The sequence below is a fragment of the Micromonospora fulviviridis genome (assembly GCF_014648395.1).
Lineage (GTDB): Bacteria > Actinomycetota > Actinomycetes > Mycobacteriales > Micromonosporaceae > Micromonospora > Micromonospora fulviviridis.
The window spans coordinates 569,878-592,112 of the sequence record NZ_BMRA01000002.1 but is presented as its reverse complement, the minus strand read 5'-3'; the positions used below and the strand labels follow the sequence as shown (position 1 = coordinate 592,112).

Here is a 22,235-nt window from a genome sequence, read left to right as displayed (position 1 = left end):
GGTGCGGCGCCCGTCGCCTTTCCCCCGGCCCCACCGCGCACGGAGCCCGGCCCGCTGGGTACCGCGGGCGTGGTTGATCAAGAAGTTTGCGTCAGGAATGAGCCCGGATCTGACGTAAACCTCTTGATCGACCCGCTGATGGTCGGGGTGAGGGAGGGGGATGCGCGGACACCCCCACCTCGCCGAGCTGGGGCCCGCCCTCGGCCCCCCAGCGCGTTGATCAAGAGGTTTGCGTCGGGAGTGGGGCGGGATCTGACGCAAACCTCTTGATCAACGCCCGCTCCGCGGGAGGGGAGGGGTCAGGGGGTGGCGGGGGCCAGGTCGGGCTGGGGCGGGGTGGGGGCCGGCTCGCGGCGGTGGCGGAGTTCGATCGGGAGGACGGCCAGGGCGACCAGCACCCCGATCGCGCCGGTGACCGCGAACCCCCAGGCCGGCGCCGAGGCGTCGATCACCGCGCCGGCCAGCGGCGCCCCCAGCGCGATGCCGACGGTGACGGCCGAGCCGTGCAGGCCCATGGCCTCGCCGCGTACGCCGGCCGGGGCGAGCCGGCTCACCGCGTCCGAGGTCGAGGCGATGGACGGCGCGCAGAGCGCCCCGGCCGGGACGAGCGCGAGGCAGAGCAGCCACCAGTGCGCCCCGCCCAGCCCGACCGGGATGGTGGTCAGGCTCAGCGCCGCCACCAGGACCAGCGGGGAGAGCGAGCGGGTGACCGCCCCGTACGCGAAGCCGCCCACCAGCGAGGCGACCGCCCACATGGCCAGGACGGCGCCGGTCCAGCCGACCTCGCCGCCCTCGCGCAGCACGGCGACGACCGCGACGTCGGTGCCGCCGAGCACCAGGGTGGCGGCCAGGCTGACCGCCAGCACGGCGAGCAGCCGGGGGGTGACCCACTCCCGGCGGGGCACCTTGCGGGCCGGACCGGCCGGCTCGTCGGCGGCGCGGGTGGGCGGGTCGAGCAGCCAGAAGCAGATCCCGGAGGCGACGATCCCGGCGCCGACCGCCCACATGGTGAGCCGGGGCGACACGGCGGCGGCCATGGCCACGGCCAGCGCGGGCCCGACCATGAACGAGAGCTCCACCGACATCGAGTCGAGCGCGTACGCGGGGCGGCGCCGCTCGGCCGGCACCAGCGCGGCGACCGACTGGCGGACCACCGAGAAGACCGGCAGCGCGAGCAGGCCGGCCAGGAACGCGGTGGGCAGCAGCACGGGGTACGACAGGGTCGGCGCGCAGGCCCAGAAGACGCCCTCGGCGACCGTGGTGAGCAGCAGCACCGGGCGCAGCCCGCGCCGGTCGACCAGCCGGCCGAGCAGCGGGGAGCCGAGCGCGGCGCCGACGGTGGACGCGGCGCCGACCAGCCCGGCCGCGCCGTAGCCGCGACCGAGGTCGAGCACGACGTGGAAGGTGAGCGTCACACCGGTCGCGGTGAGCGGGATGCGTGCCAGCACCGAGATCAGCAGCAACGACCGGAGACCGGGCAGGGCGAGTGCCTCCCGGTAAGGCTTCAAGTTCACGACGGTCCGTACCTCCGGCCGCCATCCTCGGCCGGGGGTACGACAGCCGCAACCAATTACCCGCTCAAGCGGCCCTGATCACAGGCTCGCCGACCATGGTGACCCCGGCGCCGTCGAGGGTGCGCAGCGCCACGTCGAGCGTGTCGGCCGCGACGGCGGCGGTCAGGTCCAGCAGCACAGTGGTCCGGAAGCCCTCCCGGGCGGCGTCCAGCGCGGTGGCCCGCACGCAGTGGTCGGTGGCGATGCCGACAAGGTCGACCCGGTCGACGTCGTGCCGGCGCAGCCAGTCGGCCAGGCACTCGCCGTCGTCCGCGTGCCCCTCGAAACCGGAGTACGCGGCCGCGTGCTCGCCCTTGTGGAAGATCGCCTCCACCCGGCCGGTCTCCAGGTCCGGGTGGAACTCGGAGCCGGCGGTGCCCACCACGCAGTGCCGGGGCCAGGAGTCGACGTAGTCCGGCGGGTTGCCGAAGTGCGCGCCCGGGTCGATGTGGTAGTCCTTCGTCGCGACCACGTGGTCCCACCGCTGCGGCTCGGCGGCGAGCAGCCGGGAGATGCCGGCGGCGACGCCCGCGCCGCCGGTCACGGCCAGCGAGCCGCCCTCGCAGAAGTCGTTCTGCACGTCCACGATGATCAAGGCAGTGGCCATCGGATCGCTCCTCTCAACTCGCGGGTACGACGGTCACCGGGACGGCCGGGTCGCCGCCGGAGAGCTTGAGCCCCTCCCACGGGATGGAGATCAGGCACTGCCGCAGGTGCTCCCGGGACTCGTCGAGGGTGGGCAGCGCCACCGGCTCGCCCTCGACGAGGAACGAGCGCTGGAGCATCCGGTCGTTGGGCTGCCGGTCCGGCACCCCCTGCGGGACGATGATCTCCTCGGTGGCGGTGCCGGTCGGCTTGTGCCGGCGGACGGCCACCTTCCGGCCGCCGATGGTGGCCTTGTGCTCCGAGCGCTTGACCACCGGGCGCCCGTCCACCTCGACCAGCTTGTAGACCAGGCCGGCGGTGGGGGCGCCCGAGCCGGTCACCACGGCCGTGCCCGCGCCGTACATGTCGACCGGCTCGGCGGCGAGCGAGGCGATGGCGTACTCGTCGAGGTCGCCCGAGACGATGATCTTCGTTTCGGTGGCGCCGAGTGAGTCGAGCAGCTCGCGGGACTGCTGGGCGATCACCGCGAGGTCGCCCGAGTCGATCCGGATCGCGCGCAGCTCCGGCCCGGCCACGGCGATGGCGTTGCGGATGCCCTGGCTGATGTCGTAGGTGTCGACCAGCAGCGTGGTGTCCTTGCCCAGCGTGGCGACCTGCGAGGCGAACGCCGCCTGCTCGTCGTCGTGCAGCAGGGTGAACGCGTGCGCGGCGGTGCCGGCGGTGGGGATGCCGTAGCGCTGGCCGGCGGCCAGGTTGGAGGTGAACCGGAACCCGGCCAGGTACGCGGCCCGGGCGGCGGCCACCGCGGCCCCCTCGTGCGCCCGCCGGGAACCCATCTCGATCAGCGCCCGGCCGCGGGCGGCGGTGACCATCCGGGCCGCCGCGGCGGCCACCGCGCAGTCGTGGTTGAGCACCGACAGCGCCAGCGTCTCCAGCACCACGCACTCGGCGAAGGTGCCGGAGACGGTGAGGATCGGGGAGCCGGGGAAGAACAGCTCGCCCTCCGCGTACCCGTCGACGTCGCCGGTGAAGCGGTAGTCGGCCAACCACCGGGCGGCCCGGTCGTCCACCACGCCGGTGCGGCGCAGGAACTCGATCTCGTCGGAGTCGAACCGGAAGTCGCGGATCAGGTCGATCAAACGGCCGGTCCCGGCGACCACGCCGTAGCGGCGGCCGGCCGGCAGCCGCCGGCTGAACACCTCGAAGACGCAGCGACGGTCGGCCGTGCCGTCCCGGAGGGCGGCGCTGACCATGGTCAGCTCGTAGTGGTCGGTCAGCAGCGCGGGGCGAAGGGTGGTCACCGCCTCAGCCTAGAGTTCAGGCCGGGTCCGTGCCGTCGTGGCCCGGCATCGACCGCAGCGCGGCCCGCAGCTCCGCCCGCCCGGCCACCCCGAGCTTGCTGTAGATCCGCTGGAGGTGGTTCTCCACCGTGCGGGTGGAGAGGAAGAGCCGCTCGGCGATGGCGCGGCTGGTCACGCCGTCGGCGGCGAGCCGGCCGATCTCCCACTCGCGCTCGGTCAGCGTCGGGCGGAGCAACCGCAGCGCCGGCGTGGACACCTCATCACAGCGGCGGAGGAGGTCGGCGAGACGCTCCCGGGCCGGGCCCGTGGCACCGGCGCGGCTGCGGCCCATCCGGTGCAACGCCATGGCCGTCGCCTCGGCGGCGTAGACGGTCAGCTCCCGGGCGGCGAAGCCGTCGGCCACGGCGAGCAGCTCGTCGGGGCTGCCGTCGAGCGTGGCGCGGGCGTACCGGGCGACCAGCGGCGGCAGCACCCCGTCGACCTGCTCGGAGAGCTCGGCCAGGCGTTGTGCCACGGTCCGCCGGCCGCCGTCGGTGCAGGTCGGCCCGACCGCCGCGGCGGCCTGGTCGAACCGGACCAGGTCGAGCAGGACGAGCAGCTCGTGCCCGGCCAGGCCGTCCTCGCGCAGGCGGTCGGCGAGCGCGCAGTGGTGCTTGACCGCCGCCGGCAGGTCGCCGGCCACCGCGTGCACCGCGCCCCGGGCCTGCTCCAGCCACGGGTAGAGCACCGCCATCCCGGGCGCGTGGGTGCGGTCCGCCTCGGCCATCGCCTCCGCCGCGTGCGTGGCGTCGCCCCGCAGCGCCGCTGCCTGGGCGCGCTCGGCGTGCGCCAGACCGGCGTAGACGCGGCTGGTGGCGAGGACGGCGCAGGCGCCGAGGCTGGTCTTCAGCGCCTCGTCGCCGCGCCCGCGCAGCCGCGCCGCGTACGCCTGGAGGATGGCGAGGTAGCCGGTGCCGAGCCGGAAGTCGCCGGCGCCGGCCAGGTCGGCGAACTCGTCGGCGACGATCGCGTCGATGCCGGCCAGGTCGCCGGAGAGCGCCAGGCGGGTGCCCCGGGCCAGCTCCATGGCGAGCTGGAGGTAGGGCATGTCGCCCCGCCAGCACGCGGCCTCGGCCTCCACCCGGGCGATCGCCGTGGCGCTGCGCCGGTACTGCCCCTGCGCGGCCTGCAGGTGCGCGAGGGTGCACCGGGCCAGCTCGCGCGCCGCCATCGGGGCGGCCGGCCGGTCCAGCACCGCCTGGGCCTGCCGGACCGCGGTGTCGACGTCCAGGCGGTGCAGCCGCATGATCGCCTCGAAGGCGCGGACGCGGGCCTGGTCGGCGGGGTCGGTCAACTCGGCGCCCCGCGCAGCGATCTCCTCCACCGTGGACTCCCGGCTCAGCCCCCAGTAGCTGACCATGCCCCGGGCCGTCAGCCAGCGGCCGCGCCGCCGGTCGTCCTGGATCGCCCCGGCCACCTGGTCGAGCACCACGAGGGCCTCGTCCGGCCGGTCACCGAACATGAGGATGATGGCGAGCAGTTCCGCCGCGTCCGAGCCGCCCTCGCCGTCCAACGCCGCCCGGGCCAGCCGGGTGGCCAGCGGCACGTCGTACCGGCCGAAGGCCTGGGCCGCCGCGTCGAGCAGCAGGGCGGGGTCCTGCGCCGTACCCGAGTCGAGCCGCCACACGGCGACCCGCAGCAGGTCGTCGCGGCGCCGCTTGCCGACCCGCTCCAGCAGGCCGGCCAGGGTGGCCTGGAGTCGGCGGGTGCGGCTGACCGGGCAGTGCCGGCGCATCACCTCGCCGTAGAGCGGGTGGGCGAGGCGGACGTTCAGCCGCCGGTCGTCGCGCACCATGGAGATCAGGCCGCGCTCCTCGGCGACCTCCACGTCGGCCGGGTCGACGGCCTGCTCCAGCAGTTGCAGGCCGAGCGGCTCGCCGAACGCGACCAGCTCGACCACGGCCCGTACGCCGGGCGTGAGCTGGCCGATCCGAGTGTCGATCAGGTCGGTGAGGCTGGGCGCCAGCTCCAGCCGGCCGGTCCACTTCCAGATCCCGTACGTCCGGCTCAGCTCGTCGCCGCCGGAGGCGGCCAGCACCAGCTCGCGCAGCAGCAGCGGGTTGCCGGCGGAGAGCCGGAACAGCCGTTCGGAGGAGCCGGCGTCGACCGGCCCGCCGAGGATCGCGGCGAGCAGTCCGGTGGTCTCGCTCGGGCCGAGCGGCCCCAGCTCCACCAGGTCGACCAGGTCGTCGGTCCACAGGGCGCGGATCGGCAGCGGGATCTGCTCGCCGTTGCGCAGCGTGCCGAGCACCGTGGCGTTCTCGGAGCGGGCGATGAGGTGCACCAGCGCCGCCGACGGCGGGTCGAGCAGGTGTGCGTCGTCGATCGCCAGCACGATCGGCCGGCCGGCGGCCTGCTCCTGGAGCACGTCGACCGCCCAGCGCAGGACACCGGCGGGGGAGAGGCCCTGCGGCTGGGCGGCGGGGAGCACCTGGACCAGCCCGCCGAACGGCAGCGCGGCCGTGGTGGCGCTGGCCGCGACGGACCAGATCGCGTAGCGGTCGGTGGGGAGGGCGGCCACCCCCTCGCGCAGCAGCCGGCTCTTGCCCACCCCGGCGCTTCCACTGAAGAGCAGCCCGCGTCCCTCCGGACCGCCGACCGCCGACAACAGACGGTTGAGCTCATCCGTGCGGCCGACGAAGTCCCAGCGACTCATCGGTGCAGCATATCGACGGTGTTCCCTCCGCGCGCATACCGTCACGGAGCGAAGTTGAGTAATCTGGTGATTACTCGTGAGTATCGGATGTGTTCGGTGTCGGATCCGCGACAGCCGTACTCTTCCGACATCCCCTGCGACCAGGGAATTCCACGCGACCGGACCGCAACCCGGTCGCCTCACCGGGAGGCCGACTGATGAAGCCGGGTCCGCTCCCCGCGATCGACGTGCCCGACCCCGACGGGCTCGCCGAGCCGCCCCGCTGCGCCCCGCTGCCCACCCGGCTCGGGGTGACCGAGCCTGGGCCGGAGGAGCCGCTGAGTGTCGTGGTCACCGGCCCGGCCGGGGCCGGCCGGCGCGAGCTGCTCGCCGGCCTGCTCGGGCTGGATCCCGGGATGCTCGCCGTGCCCGCGGGCAGCCACCTGCTCGTCAACCACGCCAAGGTGCCCACCCGCGCCGCGTACGTGCCGGGCTACCGCCAGCCGCACTCCTACGGCGCCGACCCGCTCGCCGCCGGTCCGGCGCTGGCCCGCCCGCCGCGCCGGGTGGAGCTGAGCCTGCCGGACCCGCTGCTGCGGCACTTCGCCGTGCTCGACACGCCGGACACCGGCACCCTCGGGGTGGCCGGCGGCCGGGTGCTGCTCGACGCGGCGGGCCGGGCCGGGGCCCTGCTCTTCGTGATCTCCGCCGACCAGGCGTTCAGCGCGGCCGAGCTGCATCTGCTGGCCGAGGTGGCGCGCACCCGGGTCGAGGTGTTCTTCGCCGTCACCCCCGGCGTGGCCGGCTGGGCGGGCCCGGCGGACGGCACGACGACGGAGGACACGGGGGCGTCCGGGTCGTCGGCCGGCCGGTCCGGCCCGCCCGGCCCCGCCGCCCGCCGGTACGACCCGGTGGAGGTCTCCGTCGCGGCGCACCGGGCCGCGCTGCTGGCCGCGGTGCCCGCGCTCGCCCCGGCCCGCTGGTTCCCGGTCCGCCAGGGCGAGCACTCGGTGCTGCGCCGCGCGCTGGTCGGCTGGGCCGCCGACGAGGGGCTGCGCCGGGCCAGCTCCCGCCCGCCGGAACCGCCCGGCGCCCACGGCCGGGTGCCCGTGGTGGCCGGCGTCGAGCCGGCCGACCTCACCGAGCGGATCGACCGCCAGGCCCGCTCGTGCGCCCAGCGGATCCGCCAGCACCTCGCCCTGGAGCTGGCCGACATCCACCTCCGGGTGGTGCAGGAGATCGTCTTCGGGGTGGGCTGCGCCGGCCTGCCGCAGCTGCTCGACCGCGAGATGGAGGCGCTGTCGCTGCTGGCCACCGCGCAGTGCGACGAGGCGGTCCGGGGCATCATCGACGACGCGGCCGGCCGGGTCTTCGGCGCGCCGCTCGCCGAGGGGGTACGCCGCCGGATCGTGCACGCCGTGCGCTGGGGCCTGGCCGACCACCCGGACGGCCCGGAGCTGGACCGCGTGCTCCTGGTCACCAGCACGGCCGGGGTGGCCGGGCTGGCCGGGGCCGGTGCGCTCGACGCGCTGGCCGCCTGTCCGGGGGCGGAGCGCGACGAGGCGCTCCCGCCCGTCGGGGTGGCCCTCAACGGCGGGTGCTGGCAGCACTGGCGGGTCCCCGGCAACGCCGACCCGAACGCCGCCCGCTCCTGGGCCCAGCGGGCGCTGCGCGAGGTCGAGCTGGAGCTGTCCCGGCAGGTGTCCCGTCGCTTCGAGGTGATCCGCCTCTCGCTGGGCGCGGTCCTCACCGATGCTGTCGACCACGGCATCCTGCTCGCCTGAGGTCGGGGCCGCCGCCCGGCCGCCCGGACCGGCGTACGCGGCCCGGGCGGGTGATCCCGACCGCCGCGCCGTTCCGGTTCATCGGTTCCCCGGATCCGGTGGCACGATGGGGGGCATGGCGGCTCCACAGGTTGCGCCGGTCGAGACGCCGGACACCGAAGAGGTGCCGGTCTCCGACCGGCCTTGGGTGACCATCGTCTGGGACGATCCGGTCAACCTCATGACGTACGTGACCTGGGTTTTCCAGAAGCTCTTCGGATACAGCCGGGAGAAGGCCGAGCAGCTCATGCTGGACGTGCACCACAAGGGCAAGGCGGTCGTCTCCAGCGGCGCGCGGGAGCGGATGGAGCACGACGCGTCGCAGCTGCACGCGTACGGCCTCTGGGCGACGGTGGACCGGTCATGAGCATGTTCCGTCGCCAGGGCGACCGCTACGTGGCCACCTTCGCGGTGGACGAGGTCCGGGTGCTGCGCAAGGTCGCCTCCGAGGTGGTCGGCCTGCTCACCGACGGCTTCGACCACGGCGACCCGGTGGTCGGCCGGCTCTTCCCCGAGGTCTACCCGGACGACGCGGCGGGCAGCGCGGAGTTCCGCCGCTACACCGAGGGCGACCTCAAGACCGCCAAGATCGACCAGGCCGGGGCGATCCTCGCCGCGCTGCCCGACGGCGAGGCCGGCGGCGAGGTGCGGCTGGACGCGGAGGCGGCCGAGGCGTGGCTGCGCGCCCTCAACGACGCCCGGCTGGCCATGGGCGTCCGGTTGGAGATCAAGGACGGCACCGACCTGGGCGAGGAGCTGGACGACGCGGTCGCCGAGGACCCCACCTCGTCCCGGGTGTTCCAACTATCGGTCTACGCGTACCTCGGATATCTGCAGGAGTCCCTGCTCAACGCCCTGATCGACTGAGCCGTGACGGTCACCACCTCGCCGCCCGGGACCGCCAGGCGCTAGGCTGGGCGGCGTGCTGAGCATCGACCGGTCGATCATCGACGCGATCGTGGCCCACGCGCGCCGAGACCACCCTGACGAGGCGTGCGGCGTGGTCGCCGGTCCCGTCGGCAGCGACACCCCGACCCGGCACATCCCCATGGCGAACGCCGCCCGCTCCATGACCTTCTACGAGTTCGACTCGATGGAGCAGTTGCGGCTGTGGCGGGAGATGGACGACCGCGACGAGGAACCGGTCGTCATCTACCACTCGCACACCGCGACGGAGGCCTACCCGTCCCGCACGGACATCTCCTTCGCCGGGGAGCCGGGAGCGCACTACCTGCTCGTCTCGACCCGCGAGCCCGACACCGAGGAGATCCGGTCCTTCCGGATCGTCGACGGCGTGGTCACCGAGGAGCCGGTCGAGATCGTGGCTGCCGTGGACCCGCACGCCGTCCAGTCCTACATGTTCGGGCAGAGCCCGGCGACGGTCGACTACGAGTGTTCCGACCGCTGATCTTCCAGCGCCGGCACACCTTTTCTTCCTTCCGTCACCTGGCAGCACCCGAACAAGGAGCACGAGACACCATGGCCATCGAGGTTCGCATCCCCACCATCCTGCGCAGCTACACCGGCGGCGCGAAGGTCGTCGAGGGCAGTGGCGACACCCTGGGCGACCTGCTCGCCGACCTGGACTCCCGGCACGGCGGCCTGCGGGCCCGGCTGGTCACCGACGCCGGTGCGCTGCACCGGTTCGTCAACGTCTACGTCAACGACGAGGACGTCCGCTTCCTGGGCGCGCTCGACGCCAAGCTCAACGACGGCGACAGCGTCACCATCCTGCCGGCCGTGGCCGGCGGCGCGTTCGGCTTCGCGGCGGCAGCCGCGATCGCGCAGCACAGCGCCGCCGCGGCTGCGATCGCCGGTCACCGCGCGGCCGTCGCCGCCCGCTGAGGCGGGCGGCCATGGCCAGGTACGACAGCCTGCTCGACGCCTGCGGCGGCACGCCCCTGGTCGGGCTGCCCCGACTCTCGCCGACGGTGCCCGACGGGGCACCGCCGGTGCGGCTCTGGGCGAAGCTGGAGGACCGGAACCCGACCGGCAGCATCAAGGACCGGGCGGCCCTGTTCATGGTCCGCTCGGCCGAGGAGTCCGGCCGGCTCCGCCCCGGCGACACCATCCTGGAGCCGACCAGCGGCAACACCGGCATCTCGCTGGCCATGGTGGCCAAGCTGCGCGGCTACCGGCTGGTCTGCGTGATGCCGGAGAACGTCTCCACCGAACGGGTCCAGCTGCTCCGGATGTACGGCGCGGAGATCATCTTCTCGCCGGCCGCCGGCGGCTCGAACCAGGCCGTCGCCACGGCGAAGCAGATCGCCGCCGAGCACCCGGACTGGGTGATGCTCTACCAGTACGGCAACGAGGCGAACGCCCGGGCGCACTACGAGACGACCGGGCCGGAGCTGCTGCACGACCTGCCGACGATCACCCACTTCGTGGCCGGCCTGGGCACCACCGGCACCCTGATGGGCACCGGACGCTACCTGCGGGAGAAGGTCGACGGCATCCAGGTCGTCGCCGCCGAGCCCCGCTACGGCGAGCTGGTCTACGGGCTGCGCAACATCGACGAGGGCTACGTGCCCGAGCTGTACGACGCCTCGGTGCTCTCCCGGCGCTTCTCGGTGGGTACCCGCGACGCGGTGCTGCGCACCCGGCAGCTCGTCGAGGTGGAGGGGATCTTCGCCGGCTTCTCCACGGGCGCGATCCTGCACGCCGCCCTCGCGGTGGCGCACGAGGCCGTCCGCGACGGCCGCCGCGCCGACGTGGCCTTCGTGGTCGCCGACGGCGGCTGGAAGTACCTGTCGACCGGGGCGTACGGCGGCACCCTCGCCGACGCCGAGGACGCCCTGGAGGGGCAGCTCTGGGCCTGACCACCGGCCGGTCGGTTCGGTCCGCGGACGCCGCTGGCCGAACCGACCGTTACTTCCCGGGACCGGACGCGTGCGGGTGTCACGTTGATGACAACTTCCGGCAGATGATTCTTGCCCGACCGGGCCGACGCGTAGGCTGCGCAGCGTGGCGAACGCGTCGGTAGAGATCATCGGCGGGGCGACCGCCGGCGTGTCGACTACCGAGCGTGAGATCGAGGCGACCGGATGCGACTGACCGTTCTCGGCTGCGCCGGCAGCTTTCCCGGGCCTGAGTCTCCCTGTTCCGCCTACCTTCTGGAGGCCGAAGGGTTCCGGCTCCTGATCGACTTCGGCTCGGGGTCGCTGTCCACCCTCCAGCGCTACGTCGGGCTGCACGCCCCCGACGCCATCCTCCTCACCCACCTGCACTGCGACCACATGCTCGACGCGGTCACCTACGTGGTGGTGCGCCGGTACGCCCCGGACGGCCCGTACCCGCCCCTGCCGATGTACGCCCCTTCCGGCGCGCCGGACCGGCTGGCCAGCGCGTACGGGCAGGAGGACAGCACGGTCGAGGACGTCTACCAGTTCTACGGCCTCCAGCCGGGCACCTTCCCCATCGGCCCGTTCACCGTCACCGTCGACCAGATGAACCACCCGGTCGAGACGTACGGGGTGCGGCTGGAGCACGGCGGCCGGGTGTTCTGCTACTCCTCGGACACCGCGCCCTGCGACGCGCTGCTGCGCCTGGCCCAGGGCGCCGACCTGTTCCTCTGCGAGGCCAGCTACCTCGACGGGGTGGAGAACCCGCCGGACCTGCACCTGACCGGCCGGGAGGCCGGCGAGGCGGCCACCAAGGCGGGGGTGGGTCGGCTGCTGCTCACCCACCTCGTCCCCGCCTGGGGCAGCGAGTCGCACACCGTGGAGTCGGCGGCCGGCGCCTACGCCGGTCCGCTCGAGGTGGTCCGCGCCGGCGCCAGCTACGAGGTCTGACCGGGCCGGTCGGCGCGCCGCATTGCCGTCGGTCGCCGCCGGAGGTGCGAGTCCCGATCACGCACCGTAGGGCAGTATCGTGTGACGCTCCGTGTCCGGCTTGGTCCCGACGGCAGGTCGCCGGCGCCAGCCTTTGCTCTGCAGCCATCCACGCAGCAGCTCGTTGAGCTGCGGTTTGCCGATCCGTCTTCCCGGTGTCCGCTGGCGGAGGTGATGACGTTCGGTAGCTGATGCGTCCATGGCTGCAGAGCAAAGGCGGCCGGGGGCACCCGCCCGGGCGGCACGGTCGTTGCGGAGCGTGACCTGGTCCGCGGGCTGTCAGACCCGCCGACCGTGACCGTCGCGGGCGGCCGTTGGGAGACCGCGGGCCGGTTCGATCACGGCACCGCATAAGGTGCAGGCATGGCGCGACCTGACGGGCGGCGGCCCGACCAACTCCGACCGGTGACCCTGACCCGGGGCTGGAGCACCCACCCGGAAGGCTCCGTGCTCGTCGAGTTCGGGGCGACCCGGGTGCTCTGCACGGCCAGCGTGACCGAGGGCGTGCCCCGCTGGCGCAAGGGCTCCGGGCTCGGTTGGGTGACCGCCGAGTACGCGATGCTGCCCCGGGCCACCAACACCCGCTCCGACCGGGAGAGCGTCAAGGGCCGGGTCGGCGGCCGGACCCACGAGATCTCCCGGCTGATCGGCCGCAGCCTGCGGGCCTGCGTCGACCTTAAGGCGCTGGGCGAGAACTCGGTGGTGCTCGACTGCGACGTGCTCCAGGCCGACGGCGGCACCCGGACGGCCGCCATCACGGGGGCGTACGTGGCGCTGCACGACGCGGTGACCTGGCTCGCCGAGCGCAAGGCCCTGGCCGGCAAGGTGGAGAAGGTGATGCACCGGTCGGTGGCGGCGGTCAGCGTCGGCATCATCGCCGGCGAGCCGCGGCTCGACCTCTGCTACGACGAGGACGTGGCGGCAGAGGTGGACATGAACGTGGTCTGCACCGGGACGGGTGACTTCGTCGAGGTGCAGGGGACGGGCGAGGCCGGCGTCTTCGCCCGGGATCAGCTGGACGCCCTGCTCGACCTGGGCGTGGCGGGCTGCCTGGAACTGGCCGACGCGCAGCGGAAGGCGCTGAACTGATGAACAAGGTCCTCCTGGCCACCCGCAACCGGAAGAAGCTCGTCGAGCTCCAGCGGATCCTCGACGGCGCGCTCGGCGCCCACCGGATCGCCCTGCTCGGGCTCGACGACGTCGAGGAGTACCCGGAGCTGCCCGAGTCCGGCCTGACCTTCGGCGAGAACGCGCTGATCAAGGCCCGGGAGGGCTGCCGGCGCACCGGCCTGCCGACCATCGCCGACGACTCCGGGCTGGCGGTGGACGCGCTCAACGGCATGCCGGGCGTGTTCAGCGCCCGCTGGGCCGGTTCACACGGCGACGACCAGGCCAACCTCCAGCTCGTGCTGGACCAGATCGCCGACCTGCCGGACGAGCACCGGGGCGCCGCCTTCGTCTGCACGGTGGCGCTGGTCCTGCCCAGCGGCAAGGAGCACCTGGTCGACGGCCGGCAGTCGGGTCGGCTGCTGCGCGCCCCGCGCGGCGACGGTGGCTTCGGCTACGACCCGATCTTCCTGGGCGACGGGCAGGAGCGGACCAACGCGGAGCTGACCCCGGAGGAGAAGGACGCGGTCAGCCACCGCGGCAAGGCGCTGCGCGAACTGGCCAAGCTGGTCGCCAAGGTGCTTCCGCCGGCGGCCTGACCGCGCGTCCCGGGCGGACCCACCGCTCAGACCAGTCGATGTCCGCCGTCGACGTGCAGCACCGTCCCGGTGATGAACCGGTTCTCCATGACCGCCACGAAGGCCCGGGCGATGTCGGCCGGGTCGCCCACCCGACCGCCGGGTAGCCGCTCGGCCATGGCCGCCAGCCTGTCGTGCTTCGCGTCGCCGGCGAAGGTGTCCCAGATCGGGGTGTCCACCCAGCCCGGCGAGACGGCGTTGACCCGGACCGGGGCGAGTTCCAGCGCCAACGCCCGCACGAGCGACTCCAGCGCCCCGTTCGCGGTCGCGACCATCGAGCCGCCCGGCGCGGGCCGGTAGGCGGCGATGCCCGAGGTGACGGTGAGCGAACCGGCCGGGGCCACCATGACGTGCTTGGCGACCAGCCACGGCCCGAGCACCTTGGTGCCGAGGACCGCCCGCGCCGCGTCGAGGTCGAACCCGGCCAGCGGCCCGTACGCCCCGGCCATGTCGGCGGCGGTGACCACCACGTGGTCCAGCTGTCCACACTCGTCGGCGAGCCGGCGTACCTGCTCTTCGTCGGCGACGTCGACCGGGTGGGTGCGCAGCCGCTCGGGTGCGCCCAGCCGGCGGGCCGCCTCGGCCAGGCGGCCGACGGAACGGCCGGCGATGGTGACCTCCGCACCGCCGTGCAGCAACAGTTCCGCCAGCGCCAGCCCCATGCCGGAGCTGCCGCCGACGATCAGGATTCGAGATGGTTCCATGCCGCCCAGGTTTCCGGTCCGTCCGTGGGCCCGGAAGACCGTGGCGGGACCGGCCCTGACAGGGCCACCCCGCGTGCCGGTCGGGGATGTCAGACTCTGCGGGTGGCGGAGCACGGCGCACTGGGCGAGTTCCTGCGCAACCGACGGGGCCGGATCGGGCCGGCCGAGGTGGGCCTGCCGCCCGGCGCCGGCCGCCGGCAGACCCCGGGGCTGCGCCGCGAGGAGCTGGCCGCACTGGCCGGCGTGAGCGTCGACTACTACATCCGGCTGGAGCGCGGCCGGGACACCAACCCCGGTCCGGCGGTCCTCGACGCGCTGGCCACGGCGCTGCGTCTCGACGACGACGAGCGGGCCCACCTGCACGCGTTGGCCCACCACGCGTCCGGCCGCCCGGCCCGCCGCCCGCGCCCCGCCACGAGGGTACGGCCCGGGCTGCGGCTGCTGCTGGAGAGCGTCCGGCCCACCCCGGCGTACGTGCTGAGCCAGACCAGCGACGTCCTCGCCGCCAACCCGGAGGGGCTCCGGCTGCTGGCCGGGATCGAGCAGTGGCCCGGGGAACGACGGAACCTGATCCGGTACGTCTTCGTGCACCCGGCCGCCCGCACGCTCTTCGTGCCGTGGCGGCGGATGGCCGAGGACTGCGTGGCGCACCTGCGGACGGTCGCCGCCGCCGACCCGGAGTCGCGGGAGCTGGCCCGGCTGGTGGCCGAGCTGTCCGGGGTCGCCGAGGAGTTCGCGGCGCTCTGGCGCCACTACGACGTACGGGTCAAGAGCGGCGCGCGACGCAGCTTCCAGCACCCCGGGGTGGGCCGGCTGGAGCTGACGTCCGAGATCCTGACCGCCCCGGACGGGCAGCGGTTCGTCGCCTTCCAGGCCGACCCGGGGACCCCGGACCGCGACGCGGTCGCCCTGCTCGCCCACGCCCCGGCGTACCGTTGACCGGCTCCGGGGCGTGGACGGCTCGACCGCGCCCGGGGTTCAGCTCAGCGGGCCGACCTCGCGCTCGATCGCGGCCCGCAGCTCGGGGCCGCGGACGACCTCCCGCGCCGCCTCCATGAGCGGGGCGAGGAACACGTCCGGCCCCGGCTCGCCGATCGCCTCGCCGAGCGCGGCCAGCGCGGCCCGGCCGGCCGGCGACGGGGCCAGCGGGGCGCGGAGCTGGAGCCCGCGTACGCCGGCCAGCAGTTCCACGGCGAGCAGGCTGGTCAGGTTGTCCAGCACGGTGCGCAGCTTCTTGGTCGCCGCCCAGCCCATCGAGACGTGGTCCTCCTGCATGCCGCTGGTGGGCAGCGAGTCGACCGAGGCGGGTGCGGCCAGCCGGCGGTTCTCCGCGACGATCCCGGCCGCCGTGTACTGGGCGATCATCAGGCCGGAGTTGACCCCGGCGTCGGGGGAGAGGAACGCCGGCAGCTCCCGGGAGCGGGTGACGTCGAGCAGCCGGTCCACGCGGCGCTCGGCGATCGCGCCCACCTCGGACGCGGCGATGGCCAGGTAGTCGGCGGCGAAGCCGAGCGGCGCGCCGTGGAAGTTGCCGGTCGACTCGACCCGCCCGTCCGGCAGCACCACCGGGTTGTCCACCACCGACAGCAGCTCCCGCCCGGCCACCACCTCGACGAAGTCGAGGGTGTCCCGGGCCGCCCCGGCCACCTGCGGCGCGCAGCGCATCGAGTAGGCGTCCTGCACGGCGTGCGCCAGGTCGTCGCGGTGCGAGTCCATCACCGCCGAGTCCTGCAGCAGCTTGTGGATGTTCGCGGCCGAGGCGGCCTGGCCGGGGTGCGGCCGGATGGCGTGCAGCTCCGGCATGAACGGCCGCTCCGAGCCGAGCATCGCCTCGATGGCCAGCGCGGCGGTCACGTCCGCCATGGCGAACAGGTGCCGGGCGTCGTGCACGGCCAGCAGCAGCATGCCGAGCATGCCGTCGGTGCCGTTGATGAGCGCCAGCCCCTCCTTGGCGGCCAGCTCCACCGGCTCCAGCCCGACCCGGCGCAGCGCGTCGCCGGCCGGCAGCCGGTCGCCGGCCGGGCCGAGCACCCAGCCCTCGCCGATCAGCACCAGCGCGCAGTGGGCGAGGGGCGCCAGGTCGCCGGAGGCGCCGAGCGAGCCGTGCTCGGGCACCCACGGGGTCACCTCGTGGTTGAGCAGGTCCACCAGGGCCTCGGCGACCAGCGGCCGGACCCCGGAGCGGCCCAGGGCGAGCGAGCGCACCCGCAGCAGCATCATGGCCCGCACCACCTCGCGGGGCATGGGCGCGCCCACACCGGCGGCGTGCGAGCGGATCAGCGCGTGCTGGAGTTCGGCCCGCCGCTCGGGCGCGACGAAGGTGTTGGCGAGCGCCCCGAATCCGGTGGAGACGCCGTACACGGGCCGGCCGGCGGCCTCGATACCGTCCACGATGGACCGGCTGGTGGCCATCGCCTCCACCGTGGCGGGGTCGAGGACGACCTTGGCGGTGCCGCGCGCCACGGCGAGCACGTCGGCGGGGGAGATCCCGGTGGGCTGGATGACTACGGTCGACATTGCGGCACTCCGTTGTGCAGAACCTGGCGGATCAAGGGAACCCCCGGCCGGTAGGCCAGGTGCAGGTGGGACGGGGCGTCGAGGATCATGAGGTCGGCCCGCGCGCCCCGCGCGAGCCGGCCCACGTCGGTGCGCCGCAGCGCCGCCGCCCCGCCGGCGGTCGCGGCCCAGACCGCCTCCGCCGGGGTCATCCGCATCTCGCGTACGGCGAGGGCGATGCAGAACGGCATCGACGAGGTGTACGACGACCCGGGGTTGCAGTCGGTGGCCAGGGCCACGGTCACGCCGGCGTCGAGCAGCCGGCGCGCGTCCGGGTACGGCGACCGGGTGGAGAACTCCGCCCCGGGCAGCAGGGTGGCGACGGTGGTGGTGTGCAGGCCGTCCGGGCACATGCAGTCGACCCGGCGCGACGCGAGCGCGTCGACGTCGGCGTCGGTCAGGTGCGTGCAGTGGTCCACGCTGGCCGCGCCCAGCTCCACCCCGAGCTGGACGCCCGGCCCGGGGCCGAGCTGGTTGGCGTGCACCCGCACGCCCAGGCCGACGGCCTGCCCGCAGGCGAGGATCGCCCGGGCGTGGTCCACGTCGAAGGCGCCCCGCTCGCAGAACACGTCGATCCAGCGGGCGTACGGCGCGGCGGCGGCGAGCATCGGCCCGCACACCATGCCCACGTAGTCGTCGGGGCGGTCGGCGTACTCGGCGGGGACCACGTGCGCGCCCAGGAAGGTGGTGTCCTCGCTGAACTCGGTGGCGATCCGCAGCGAGCGGGCCTCGTCGGCGACGGTCAGCCCGTACCCGCTCTTGATTTCGATGGTGGTGGTGCCCTGCCGCATCGCCTCCGCGCGCAGCCGCCGTACGGTGTCCCGCAGCTCGTCGTCGGAGGCGGCCCGGGTGGCGCCCACGGTGGTCCGGATGCCGCCCCCGGTGTAGGGCTCGCCGGCCATCCGGGCGGCGAACTCGGCGGCCCGGTCGCCGGCGAAGACCAGGTGGGCGTGGCTGTCCACGAAGCCGGGCAGCACGGCCGCGCCCTCGGCGTCGATCCGCCGGTCGGCGGCCGGTGCGTCCCGGGCCGGCCCGACCCAGGCGACCTCCCCGTCCTCGACCAGCAGGGCGGCGCCGCGTCGGATCCCCAACGGGTCGCCCGCCCGGCCGTCGTTGGTGACCAGCTCGCCGATGTTGTCGACGAGCAGGCTGCCGGAGTTCCGCACCGCCGGCCGGAGCCGGTCGCCGGGCCGCACCGGCCGCTCCGGGAAGCCGTCCCGGCTCATGACGTCACCTCCGCGATGGCCGAGTGGAGTTCGGCCGGCACGTCCACGGTCAGGTGCCGGCCGTCGGCCACCACCGTCCGCCCGTCGACCACCACGTGCGTCACGTCGGCGGCGGTGGCCGCGAAGAACGCGCCGACCGGCGGCACCCCGGCGGTCCGGACGCTGTCCAGGCGTACCGTCACCAGGTCGGCCCGGTCCCCGACCGACAGCCGGCCGGCGTCGCCCCAGCCGAGCGCGGCGTGCCCGGCGACGGTGGCCGCGCCGACCAGCTCGGCGGCGGCGAAGTGCCCCCGCTTCCGCGTGCGCAGCCGCTCGTCCAGCTCCACGGCGCGGGCCTCCTCGAAGAGGTCGACCACGGCGTGGCTGTCGCTGCCCAGGCTGAGCGGGCTGCCCGCCTCGGCCATCCGCCGGGCCGGCCCGATCCCGTCGGCCAGGTCCCGCTCGGTGGTCGGGCAGAGGCACACCCCGGTCCGGCTCTCGCCGAGCAGGGCGACGTCGGCGCTGGTCGGGTGGGTGGCGTGCACCGCCGTGGTGTGCGGGCCCAGCACCCCGTGGTCGGCCAGCAGCCGGGTCGGGCTGCAACCATGCACGGCCCGGCAGGCGTCGTTCTCGGCCGGCTGCTCGGAGAGGTGCACGTGCAGCGGCACGCCGTTGCGGTCGGCCCAGCCGGCCACGGTGGCGAGCTGCTCGGCGGGCACCGCGCGGACCGAGTGGATCGCCGCGCCCAGCCGGGCATGGTCGTTCTCGGGCCGGAAGGCGTCGACGCGCTCCGCCCAGCGCAGCGCGTCGCCGTCGCCGAACCGGCGCTGCGTCCCGACGAGTTCCGCGCCGTCCACGCTGGCGGTCAGGTACGCGGTGTCCAGCAGGGTGAGCCGGATCCCGGCGTGCGCGGCGGCCTCGACCAGCGCGGCCGACATGGCGTTCGGGTCGGCGTACGGCCTGCCCGCCGGGCCGTGGTGCAGGTAGTGGAACTCGCCGACGCAGGTGATCCCCGCGAGGGCCATCTCGGCGTACGCGGCCCGGGCCAGGGCCAGGTAGGAGTCGGGGTCGAGCCGGGCGGCCACGTCGTACATGACGTCCCGCCAGCTCCAGAAGTCGCCCCGCCCGCCGTGGGTGCGCCCGCGCAGCGCCCGGTGGAAGGCGTGCGAGTGGGCGTTGGCCAGGCCGGGCAGGGTGAGCCCGGGCAGGCGTACCGCGTCGCCCAGCACCTCGACCCCGGCGGCGGGCGCGCCCCCGCCGACCAGCGGGGCGACCGCGGTGATCCGGCCGCCCTCCGCCTCGATCAGCACGTCCGGGGTGGGCTCGGCGTGGTCGGGCAGCCAGGCGTACTCGGCCAGCCAGCGGGTCAACGGCATGCCAGCTCCTCCAGCACCCGGGCCAGGGCGACCACCCCGGCGGCGCAGTCGGCGTCGGTGGCCGACTCCGCGGGGGAGTGCGACACCCCGGTCGGGTTCCGCACGAAGAGCATTGCGGTCGGCAGGTGCGCGGCCAGCACCCCGGCGTCGTGCCCGGCCCCGGTGGGCAGCACCGGCGCGTCGAGCAGCGCGGCCAGCCGGCCGGCCAGCCCGCCGTCGAAGGACACCAGCGGGGTGGCCGACTCCTGGGTGCAGGTCAGCTCGGTGCCGTCCCGCCGCGCCCGCTCGGCGGCCTTGGCCCGGACCGCCTCGACCAGGCCGTCCAGCGTCTCCGGCTCGGCCGCCCGGGCGTCCAGCCAGCCGGTCACCTTCGACGGGATGGCGTTGGTGGCGTTCGGCTCGACGGCCACCCGGCCCACGGTGGCGTGCGCGTCGCGTAGCCGGGCCTCCTTGTTGGCCGCGAGCACGGTGAACGCGTAGGTGAGCATCGGGTCGCGGCGGTCGGCCATCCGGGTCGTACCCGCGTGGTTGCCCTCGCCGGCGAAGTCGAAGCGCCAGCGGCCGTGCGGCCAGATGGCGCTGGCCACCGCGACCGGCGCGCCGAGGTCGACCAGCGCCCGGCCCTGCTCGACGTGCAGCTCCACGAAGGCCGCGAAGCGGCCGAGCAGGCCGGGGTCGCCGCCCGCCGGCCGGTCGCCCAGCGCCTCGGCGAAGCTCACCCCCGCCGCGTCGCGCAGCCCGGCCGCGCGCTCCACCGCGATCTCCCCGGTGAGCAGCCGCGACCCCAGGCAGGGTACGCCGAACCGGCCGCCCTCCTCCTCGACGAACGCGGCCACCGCCACCGGCCGGACCGGGGCGGCCCCGGCGGCCCGCAGCTCGTCCACGGCCAGGAACGCGCTGACGATCCCGAGCGGCCCGTCGTACGCCCCGCCGTGCGGCACCGAGTCGAAGTGGCTGCCGGTGAGCACGGCGTCCCCGGCCACCGGGTCGCCCCACCAGGCGAACAGGTTGCCGTTGCCGTCCTCGGTGACCGGCATGCCGCGCTGCCCGGCCTGCTCCCGGAACCAGGTTCGCAGCGTGAGTTCCGGCTCGGTGAGCGCGTAGCGCAGGTAGCCGCCGCTGCCCGCGTCCCGCCCCACGGGAGCGATCTCGTCCCAGAGCTTGCGGAACCGAACGGCGAGATCGCTCACGCCGTACCCTCCGTGCCCTCCGCCATGGGGACGCGGACGCCGGTGCGCGCCGCGACCTCGCGGGCGTCGTCGTAGCCGGCGTCGACGTGCCGGATGACGCCCATGGCCGGGTCGTTGGTGAGCACCCGCTCGATCTTCTGCCCGGCGAGGGCGGTGCCGTCGGCCACGCAGACCTGCCCGGCGTGGATGGACCGGCCGATGCCGACCCCGCCGCCGTGGTGGATCGACACCCAGGAGGCCCCGCTCGCGGTGTTGACCAGCGCGTTGAGCAGCGGCCAGTCGGCGATCGCGTCGGAGCCGTCGGCCATCGCCTCGGTCTCCCGGTAGGGGCTGGCCACGCTGCCGCAGTCCAGGTGGTCGCGGCCGATTACCACGGGCGCGCTCAGCTCGCCGGAGGCGACCATCTCGTTGAACCGCACCCCGGCCTTGTCCCGCTCGCCGTAGCCGAGCCAGCAGATCCGGGCCGGCAGGCCCTGGAAGGCGACCCGCTCGCCGGCCATCCGGATCCACCGGGCGAGGGACTCGTTCTCGGGGAACAGGTCGAGGATGGCCCGGTCGGTGGCCGCGATGTCCTTCGGGTCGCCGGAGAGCGCCGCCCAGCGGAACGGGCCCTTGCCCTCGCAGAACAGCGGCCGGATGTACGCCGGCACGAAGCCGGGGAAGTCGAAGGCCCGCTCGTAGCCGGCGAGCTTCGCCTCGCCGCGGATCGAGTTGCCGTAGTCGAAGACCTCGGCGCCGGCGTCCAGGAAGCCGACCATCGCCGCCACGTGCCGGGCCATCGACGCCCGGGCCCGGTCGGTGAACTCCGCCGGCTTCTTCGCCGCGTAGTCCCGGGCGTCGGCCAGCTCCACCCCCACGGGCAGGTACGACAGCGGGTCGTGCGCGCTGGTCTGATCGGTCACCACGTCGATCTCGACGCCCCGGACCAGCAGCTCGGGGAAGACGACCGCGGCGTTGCCGACCACGCCGACACTCAGCGCCCGGCGCTCACGCTTCGCGGCGAGCACCCGCTCGACGGCGTCGTCCAGGTTGTCGGCGATCTCGTCCAGGTAGCGGTCGTGCGCCCGGCGCTCCAGCCGGCTGCGGTCCACGTCGACGATCAGGCAGGCGCCGCCGTTCATGGTGACCGCCAAGGGCTGCGCCCCGCCCATCCCGCCGCAGCCGGCGGTCAGCGTCAGCGTCCCGGCCAGCGTGCCGTTGAACCGCTTCTCGGCCACCGCCGCGAACGTCTCGTAGGTGCCCTGGAGGATGCCCTGCGTGCCGATGTAGATCCAGGAGCCGGCGGTCATCTGCCCGTACATGGTCAGGCCGAGCGCCTCCAGGCGGCGGAACTCCGGCCAGGTGGCCCAGTCGCCGACCAGGTTCGAGTTGGCCAGCAGCACCCGGGGCGCCCACTCGTGGGTGCGCATCACGCCGACCGGGCGGCCGGACTGCACCAGCATGGTCTCGTCCTCGCGCAGGTCCGTCAGGGTCCGGACCAGCGCGTGGTACGACGGCCAGTCCCGGGCCGCCTTGCCGGTGCCGCCGTAGACCACCAGGTCCTCGGGGCGCTCGGCCACCTCCGGGTCGAGGTTGTTCATCAGCATCCGCAGCGCGGCCTCCTGCGGCCACCCCTTCGCGGTGCGTGCGGTGCCGCGGGCGGCGCGGACGGGCTGGTACATCTCGTACT

20 protein-coding genes are annotated in these 22,235 nt (G+C 74.7%); 10 read left to right on the top strand and 10 right to left on the bottom strand.

Annotated elements, in window-relative coordinates; all coding sequences use genetic code 11:
* Positions 1–299: 299 nt before the first annotated feature.
* The 4 genes from IEY96_RS07725 to IEY96_RS07710 all read right to left on the bottom strand — a co-directional run bounded on the left by IEY96_RS07725 (position 300) and on the right by IEY96_RS07710 (position 6,155).
* Positions 300–1,514: an MFS transporter gene (locus tag IEY96_RS07725; protein WP_189194083.1), complete on the bottom strand. Its 1,215-nt coding sequence runs from the start codon at positions 1,512–1,514 to the stop codon at positions 300–302.
* A 64-nt stretch (positions 1,515–1,578) separates the two neighbouring features.
* On the bottom strand, positions 1,579–2,160 hold the full coding sequence (locus tag IEY96_RS07720) for an isochorismatase family protein (protein ID WP_189194082.1): 582 nt from the start codon (positions 2,158–2,160) through the stop codon (positions 1,579–1,581).
* A 13-nt stretch (positions 2,161–2,173) separates the two neighbouring features.
* Positions 2,174–3,460: a nicotinate phosphoribosyltransferase gene (locus IEY96_RS07715; protein WP_189194081.1), complete on the bottom strand. Its 1,287-nt coding sequence runs from the start codon at positions 3,458–3,460 to the stop codon at positions 2,174–2,176.
* Between the two features lie 16 nt (positions 3,461–3,476).
* A complete protein-coding gene (locus IEY96_RS07710; protein ID WP_189194080.1) occupies positions 3,477–6,155 on the bottom strand; it encodes a LuxR C-terminal-related transcriptional regulator in 2,679 nt (892 codons plus the stop codon).
* A 197-nt stretch (positions 6,156–6,352) separates the two neighbouring features.
* On the opposite strand from IEY96_RS07710, the gene IEY96_RS07705 reads away from it, so the two are divergent.
* The 9 genes from IEY96_RS07705 (at position 6,353) to rdgB (ending at position 13,496) form a co-directional block, all read left to right on the top strand.
* The gene (locus IEY96_RS07705) at positions 6,353–7,918 is read left to right on the top strand and encodes a P-loop NTPase family protein (RefSeq protein ID WP_189194079.1); all 1,566 of its coding nucleotides are present in this window, start codon (positions 6,353–6,355) and stop codon (positions 7,916–7,918) included.
* Between the two features lie 115 nt (positions 7,919–8,033).
* Positions 8,034–8,324: an ATP-dependent Clp protease adapter ClpS gene (clpS, locus tag IEY96_RS07700; RefSeq protein ID WP_091269570.1), complete on the top strand. Its 291-nt coding sequence runs from the start codon at positions 8,034–8,036 to the stop codon at positions 8,322–8,324.
* On the top strand, positions 8,321–8,824 hold the full coding sequence (locus tag IEY96_RS07695; RefSeq protein ID WP_091313008.1) for a DUF2017 domain-containing protein: 504 nt from the start codon (positions 8,321–8,323) through the stop codon (positions 8,822–8,824). Before clpS ends, IEY96_RS07695 begins: the two co-directional genes overlap by 4 nt.
* 55 nt (positions 8,825–8,879) lie before the next feature.
* Positions 8,880–9,365, top strand: a complete 486-nt coding sequence (locus tag IEY96_RS07690) for a M67 family metallopeptidase (protein WP_189194078.1) — start codon at positions 8,880–8,882, stop codon at positions 9,363–9,365.
* 71 nt (positions 9,366–9,436) lie between these two features.
* Positions 9,437–9,802, top strand: a complete 366-nt coding sequence (locus IEY96_RS07685; protein ID WP_189194077.1) for a MoaD family protein — start codon at positions 9,437–9,439, stop codon at positions 9,800–9,802.
* A gap of 11 nt (positions 9,803–9,813) precedes the next feature.
* Entirely contained in the window at positions 9,814–10,779 is a 966-nt protein-coding gene (locus IEY96_RS07680; protein WP_091312998.1) for a PLP-dependent cysteine synthase family protein, read from the top strand.
* A 225-nt stretch (positions 10,780–11,004) separates the two neighbouring features.
* A complete protein-coding gene (locus IEY96_RS07675; protein WP_189194076.1) occupies positions 11,005–11,751 on the top strand; it encodes an MBL fold metallo-hydrolase in 747 nt (248 codons plus the stop codon).
* A gap of 402 nt (positions 11,752–12,153) precedes the next feature.
* A complete protein-coding gene (gene rph / locus IEY96_RS07670; protein WP_189194075.1) occupies positions 12,154–12,879 on the top strand; it encodes a ribonuclease PH in 726 nt (241 codons plus the stop codon).
* A complete protein-coding gene (gene rdgB, locus IEY96_RS07665; RefSeq protein ID WP_189194074.1) occupies positions 12,879–13,496 on the top strand; it encodes an RdgB/HAM1 family non-canonical purine NTP pyrophosphatase in 618 nt (205 codons plus the stop codon). The genes rph and rdgB overlap by 1 nt, the downstream gene beginning before the upstream one ends.
* A 26-nt stretch (positions 13,497–13,522) precedes the next feature.
* Here rdgB and IEY96_RS07660 read toward each other — a convergent pair whose 3' ends face one another.
* Complete coding sequence (locus tag IEY96_RS07660) at positions 13,523–14,239, bottom strand: SDR family oxidoreductase (protein ID WP_189194073.1); 717 nt, start codon at positions 14,237–14,239, stop codon at positions 13,523–13,525.
* A gap of 102 nt (positions 14,240–14,341) precedes the next feature.
* On the opposite strand from IEY96_RS07660, the gene IEY96_RS07655 reads away from it, so the two are divergent.
* Complete coding sequence (locus tag IEY96_RS07655) at positions 14,342–15,178, top strand: helix-turn-helix domain-containing protein (protein ID WP_229791432.1); 837 nt, start codon at positions 14,342–14,344, stop codon at positions 15,176–15,178.
* Between the two features lie 39 nt (positions 15,179–15,217).
* Here IEY96_RS07655 and hutH read toward each other — a convergent pair whose 3' ends face one another.
* From hutH to hutU, 5 genes are read right to left on the bottom strand one after another with little or no spacing between them, the layout of a single operon-like run.
* Complete coding sequence (gene hutH, locus IEY96_RS07650; protein WP_189194072.1) at positions 15,218–16,756, bottom strand: histidine ammonia-lyase; 1,539 nt, start codon at positions 16,754–16,756, stop codon at positions 15,218–15,220.
* Positions 16,744–18,021: an imidazolonepropionase gene (gene hutI / locus IEY96_RS07645; protein ID WP_229791431.1), complete on the bottom strand. Its 1,278-nt coding sequence runs from the start codon at positions 18,019–18,021 to the stop codon at positions 16,744–16,746. The genes hutH and hutI overlap by 13 nt, the downstream gene beginning before the upstream one ends.
* Positions 18,018–19,370, bottom strand: a complete 1,353-nt coding sequence (locus tag IEY96_RS07640; protein WP_189194272.1) for a formimidoylglutamate deiminase — start codon at positions 19,368–19,370, stop codon at positions 18,018–18,020. The genes hutI and IEY96_RS07640 overlap by 4 nt, the downstream gene beginning before the upstream one ends.
* The gene (locus tag IEY96_RS07635; protein WP_189194071.1) at positions 19,367–20,566 is read right to left on the bottom strand and encodes an allantoate amidohydrolase; all 1,200 of its coding nucleotides are present in this window, start codon (positions 20,564–20,566) and stop codon (positions 19,367–19,369) included. Before IEY96_RS07635 ends, IEY96_RS07640 begins: the two co-directional genes overlap by 4 nt.
* A complete protein-coding gene (gene hutU, locus IEY96_RS07630) occupies positions 20,563–22,227 on the bottom strand; it encodes a urocanate hydratase (protein WP_189194070.1) in 1,665 nt (554 codons plus the stop codon). Before hutU ends, IEY96_RS07635 begins: the two co-directional genes overlap by 4 nt.
* Positions 22,228–22,235: the final 8 nt, after the last annotated feature.

Bases quoted from the DNA above. Each gene is read 5' to 3' on its own strand.
- IEY96_RS07660 (WP_189194073.1), bottom strand. From the start codon at position 14,239: ATGGAACCATCTCGAATCCTGATCGTCGGCGGCAGCTCCGGCATGGGG.
- IEY96_RS07710 (WP_189194080.1), bottom strand. From the start codon at position 6,155: ATGAGTCGCTGGGACTTCGTCGGCCGCACGGATGAGCTCAACCGTCTG.
- IEY96_RS07705 (WP_189194079.1), top strand. From the start codon at position 6,353: ATGAAGCCGGGTCCGCTCCCCGCGATCGACGTGCCCGACCCCGACGGG.
- IEY96_RS07695 (WP_091313008.1), top strand. From the start codon at position 8,321: ATGAGCATGTTCCGTCGCCAGGGCGACCGCTACGTGGCCACCTTCGCG.
- clpS (WP_091269570.1), top strand. From the start codon at position 8,034: ATGGCGGCTCCACAGGTTGCGCCGGTCGAGACGCCGGACACCGAAGAG.
- hutI (WP_229791431.1), bottom strand. From the start codon at position 18,021: ATGAGCCGGGACGGCTTCCCGGAGCGGCCGGTGCGGCCCGGCGACCGG.
- IEY96_RS07685 (WP_189194077.1), top strand. From the start codon at position 9,437: ATGGCCATCGAGGTTCGCATCCCCACCATCCTGCGCAGCTACACCGGC.
- hutU (WP_189194070.1), bottom strand. From the start codon at position 22,227: ATGTACCAGCCCGTCCGCGCCGCCCGCGGCACCGCACGCACCGCGAAG.
- IEY96_RS07720 (WP_189194082.1), bottom strand. From the start codon at position 2,160: ATGGCCACTGCCTTGATCATCGTGGACGTGCAGAACGACTTCTGCGAG.
- rph (WP_189194075.1), top strand. From the start codon at position 12,154: ATGGCGCGACCTGACGGGCGGCGGCCCGACCAACTCCGACCGGTGACC.
- IEY96_RS07675 (WP_189194076.1), top strand. From the start codon at position 11,005: ATGCGACTGACCGTTCTCGGCTGCGCCGGCAGCTTTCCCGGGCCTGAG.
- hutH (WP_189194072.1), bottom strand. From the start codon at position 16,756: ATGTCGACCGTAGTCATCCAGCCCACCGGGATCTCCCCCGCCGACGTG.
- IEY96_RS07680 (WP_091312998.1), top strand. From the start codon at position 9,814: ATGGCCAGGTACGACAGCCTGCTCGACGCCTGCGGCGGCACGCCCCTG.
- rdgB (WP_189194074.1), top strand. From the start codon at position 12,879: ATGAACAAGGTCCTCCTGGCCACCCGCAACCGGAAGAAGCTCGTCGAG.